This window comes from Galactobacter sp., from assembly GCF_022712295.1.
In the GTDB taxonomy this organism is placed as follows: Bacteria; Actinomycetota; Actinomycetes; order Actinomycetales; family Micrococcaceae; genus Galactobacter.
Window position 1 is genome coordinate 1 of record NZ_JALAGT010000206.1, and the last position, 4,590, is coordinate 4,590.

Annotated in this window: 2 protein-coding genes and 1 pseudogene; 1 reads left to right on the forward strand and 2 read right to left on the reverse strand. The window is 63.4% G+C overall.

The genetic code is table 11. The features are described 5' to 3' along the window. Positions 1–594 (reverse strand): annotated as a pseudogene (locus tag Q0A15_RS14720) (ABC transporter permease); the annotation flags it as partial. Positions 595–747: 153 nt separating this feature from the next. Then, positions 748–2,574, reverse strand: a complete 1,827-nt coding sequence (locus Q0A15_RS14725) for an ABC transporter family substrate-binding protein (RefSeq protein ID WP_291280278.1) — start codon at positions 2,572–2,574, stop codon at positions 748–750. A 403-nt stretch (positions 2,575–2,977) separates the two neighbouring features. Between Q0A15_RS14725 and Q0A15_RS14730 the strand changes: the two genes are divergently transcribed. After that, positions 2,978–4,513, forward strand: a complete 1,536-nt coding sequence (locus tag Q0A15_RS14730; RefSeq protein ID WP_291280279.1) for a peptide MFS transporter — start codon at positions 2,978–2,980, stop codon at positions 4,511–4,513. The last annotated feature ends 77 nt before the right edge of the window (positions 4,514–4,590 follow it).

A 4,590-nucleotide genomic window follows, 5' to 3' on the forward strand; every position in this document is an offset into this window, starting at 1 on the left:
CCACGAGCCGCCCATGAACAACTGGACGATGAACCCGAGGCCGATGGCGATGAGCACGATCTGGGGCGGTGAGAATTTCGGGTCCGCGAACCAGTCGGTGAAGTTGATGGCGGCGTATTCCTTAAGCAGCACCGCTGCCCAGAAGGAAGGCAGTGAGAAGAGGACGAACGCCACGAAAGTGATGATGTAGTCCAGGTCGGAGTACTGGCGAACCGCGGTCAACACGCCGAAGAGGATGCCGAAGATTGCGGCGATGAACACCGAGAGCAGGATCAGTCGCAAGGTCGACGACGCTGCGGCGGCCAGGATGTCGGTCACTTCGTCGCCCTTGATGTTGGTACCAAGGTCGCACTGCCCCGTGAAGCACTGCCCAACGCCGCCCAGCCACTTCAGATACCTGATGGGCCACGGGGTGTCGAGGTCGAGGTTTCGCTCAATGGCGGCCATCTGAGCGGCGACCTTGGGGTCGCTCTGCAGCTCCCGGAGGTTTCCGACCGGGTCGCCCGAGATCGTGGTCAGGAAATAGACCAGGATCGAGGAGATGAACAGCACGATCGCGGAGGCGCCGAGCCGTTTGAGAATGAATTTGATCAATGTGTCTCACATGCCTTACGTGGTGCCGACGATGTCGGGTCGCAACGTTGCGACCCGACATCCGGCGATTCCGGACGGACCGGGCCCGGGACCGTGACCGATCCCGGGCCCGGTTCGTCGCTCGGGTTCACATCACTCGTGGTCGAGCGATGATCACTCGGCGATCTGCCACTGGAAGGCGTTCCAGGTGATGCCGTCCTGCGTCATGGTGTGCTTGACGTTCTCGATCTTGGAGCTGGAGGCGTCAACACCCGGGTGCAGGAAGATCGGGATGCCGAACATGTCGTCCCAGAGCGCCTTCTCGGCGATCTTCTCCTGCTTGATGTGCTCGTCCATGTCCAGCGTGCGCTTGATCTTGTTGAAGGCAGCGTTCACGGTGTCGGACTCGTACTTACCGAAGTTCTGCGGCTGACCGTTGCCGTAGATGTTGGCACCGGAGGCGATCTGGCCGGAGCCTGCCCAGGCGAAGAGGTAGGCGTCGTAGTCGTTCTTCTCGACCGGGCCACCCGGCTGGCCGAAGTCCTCGGACGAGACGTCCTTGACGTCGAAGCCGGCCTTGTCACAGGAGGCCTTGATCAGCTGGACCTCGTCGGAGCGGCGGGGGTTGGGCCCGTTGAAGCCGAGGCGGACGGTGACCTTACCGGACTTGCCTGCCTTCTTGATCAGCTCCTTGGACTTCTCGATGTCCACCTCGTCGTACTCACCGTTGTAGGTGTCCTTGAGGATTTCCTCGTAGCCTTCCTGGCCCGGCAGGGTGTCGCGGGTGTTGAGCACCTCGGCGTCCTCGTTGAGGGGCTTGATGAGGTTGTCCACGATCTGCTGACGCGGGATGCACAGGGCGAAGGCCTTGCGCAGATCGGCGGAATCCTTGAAGACCGAGGTTCCGGCGAAGTTGAAGTCCACGTGCTCCCAGGTGAGGGTGTCACCGGTGTGGATGGTGGCCTGGTCTCCCAGGGCCTCCAGCTGCTTCACGGTGTCGACCGTGGGCTGAGGTGCCATCACGTCGAGGTCGCCGTTCTGCAGGCCCTGAACCATGGCGCCGTTGTCGACGAAGCGGAAGACGAGCTTCTCCACGCCGGCCTTGGCGCCGAAGTAGTTCGGGTTGGCCTTCAGGGTGATGGACTGGCCCTTGTCCCAGGACTCAGGGACGTAGGGACCCGAGGTCACCAGGGTGTCCTCGGCAGGCAGCTTGCCCTTGCCGGGGTTCCAACCGTTGGACCAGAAGTCGCCCGCCTTGGCCAGCTTCTTGGCGTCCTGCTTGCGCAGGGCGTCGACGAGGTCATCGACGCTCATGCCGGACTGCTTGGCGACAACGTGGGCGGGGAAGTCCAGCAAGGTCTGCAGTTCCCAGTCGGGGTTCGGGTCCGTGTAGGTGATGGAGAACTTCTTGCCGTTCGCATCGCCCTCGGGGCCCTTGGGGGCCAGTTCGACCAGGTCGGTGGAGACGTTGTTGAAGACGGGGGTCTCGCCGTCCTCGCCCACCAGCGCTGCGTTCTGTGAACCCCAGGAGAGGACTGCGTCAGCCACGGTGATGGGCGTGCCATCCGACCACTTGGCGTCGTCACTGATGGTGTACTCGATGGTCAGCGGGTCGTCGCTGACCTTCTTGTAGGTACCCAGTTCCTCGTTGGGGTGGATCTTTCCGTCGGTGCCGAAGTAGGCCCAGCCGGACATGTACTGGCCGAACACGGAGGAGGAGTAGGTGTCGTAGGTCAGCGGAGTCATGGCGTTGAACCCGCCGAACTCGGTGCTGCCCACGGAGACCTTGATCTCCTTGCCTTCCTGGGTCTTCACGTCGCCGAGATCGAAGCGGCCGTCGCCGTCGATCTGCTTGGCGCCGTCGGCTCCGGCGGCAGAGGACGAGGACGAGTCGGACTTGCTGTCCTTCTTGTCGTTGGAGCCGCCGGGTGAGCAGGCGGCCAGGGCCAGAGCTGCAGCGGCGCCGATGGCGACAGCTGCGGAAACACGCTTACGTCGCATGTCTCCTCCTTGTTGGGTCTCGAAGGTGCGTTGGCGAAGGATCTGAAGACCCACCGCTGATGACTCACGCTCACCCGGAGACGGAGTGGGCGCGATCACGTGGATATGAGCCTAAGCCCACACTTGCCCCACCGGAATGTAAAAGAGGTCTTTCACAACTGATCGTGATCAAACCGTAACCTTCGGCGCGGTATCGGACCACTCAATCGGTCCACGCCGAAACATCCCTGTCATCTGGGCGTCGAATGGTTCACTCATCGGCCATAACCAATCACTGCGATATCGGGTGGATCCGTGTGATCCATCACGCGGACCGAGCGAACTCGGGCCCGATCCGCGTAGCGTGTAGAGGTTTCCAGTACCCCATCACGTCGGCCCCCGCCGACAAGAGGACTCAAGCCCCATGCCCAACGACTCCACTCAGCACCCCGTTTCCCACGAGGAGATACCGCCCGAAGGGCACCACACACCTGACGTCGCCGCCCCTGGCACGGAGCACCGTAACGAACGTGGCTTCTTTGGCCATCCGTGGGGTCTGGCCAACCTGGCCGGCGTGGAGATGTGGGAACGCTTCTCCTTCTACGGCATGCAGGGCATCCTCGCCTTCTACATCTACTACCAAGTGGTGGACGGCGGGTTGGGGCTCTCCAAGGCCGTCGCGGTCTCGATCGTGGGCGCCTACGGCGGCCTCGTGTACCTGGCCTCCGTGCTGGGTGGCTGGGTTGCCGACCGAGTCCTCGGCGCAGAACGCACCTTGTTGGCTGCGGCCTCCATCATCATGGTGGGGCACATCGCGCTCGCGATCGTCCCCGGCACCGTAGGACTCGGCCTCGGCCTGATCTGCGTTGCCCTGGGATCCGGCTCCTTGAAGACCACCACCTCAACAGTGGTGGGCGATCTTTACACACGCGACGATGTCCGTCGCGATGCGGCCTTCTCGATCTACTACATGGGCGTCAACATCGGCGGCTTCGTGGGTCCGCTGCTGACCTCCTGGCTGTGGAAGTGGCAGGGCTTCCACTGGGGCTTCGGCCTGGCCGCCATCGGCATGGCCATCGGCCTGATCCAGTACGTCGCGATGCGTCGACACACCAAGTCGGATGCCAACTCCCGCGCTCCTCATCCCCTGACCCGTCAGGAATCCATCAAGTGGACCCTAGTGGTCATCGCGGCCGTCCTCGTGATCGTGGTCGCGGCCCTCACCGGCCTGCTGACGGCTGAGAACCTCTCCACGGTGGTCGTGGTCGTCACCATCATCGCGGCAGTGGCCCTCTTCGTCGTCTTGCTTGCCTCCAAGCGCGTCACTGCGCCGGAACGCAAGCGCGTCGCCGCCTTCATTCCGCTGTTCATCGCCTCGACCGTGTTCTGGTCGCTCTTCCAGCAGCAGTTCACGGTGCTCGCCATCTACTCCGATGAGCGCCTGAACCGCCACCTCTTCGGCCTCGAGGTTCCGCCGTCCGTGGTGCAGTCCATCAATCCGGTGTTCATCATCATCTTCGCCGGCGCCTTCGCGGCGCTCTGGACCAAGCTCGGCACTCGCCAGCCCAGTACCCCGGTGAAGTTCTTCCTCGGCAACGCCATCATGGGCCTGGCCTTCCTGGCCTTCATCCCGATCTCCGGCAGCGGGGACAATTCCGTGCCGTTCTGGGTCATCGTGGTCATCCTGCTGCTGTGCACCTTCGCGGAGCTGTGCCTCTCCCCCGTGGGGCAGTCGTTGGCCACCAAGCTGGCCCCCGAGGCCTTCCATTCTCAGATGGTCGCCCTCTACTTCCTGTCCGTGGCACTGGGTACGGCTGCCTCCGGCGCACTGGCTCCCCTGTACTCCGCAGACAACGAGGTTCCCTACTTCCTGTCCATGGGCGTGGCCTCCATCGTGGTCGGCGTCCTCCTGCTGCTGATGCGCAAGCCCGTCCTGAAGTTGATGGGTGGCCTGCGCTGAGCAAGCCCTGCTGAACATTGACTCAAGACCGGGCCGGGGCCCCCCGATGGACAGGGTGGGGCCCCGCGCCGGCTCAG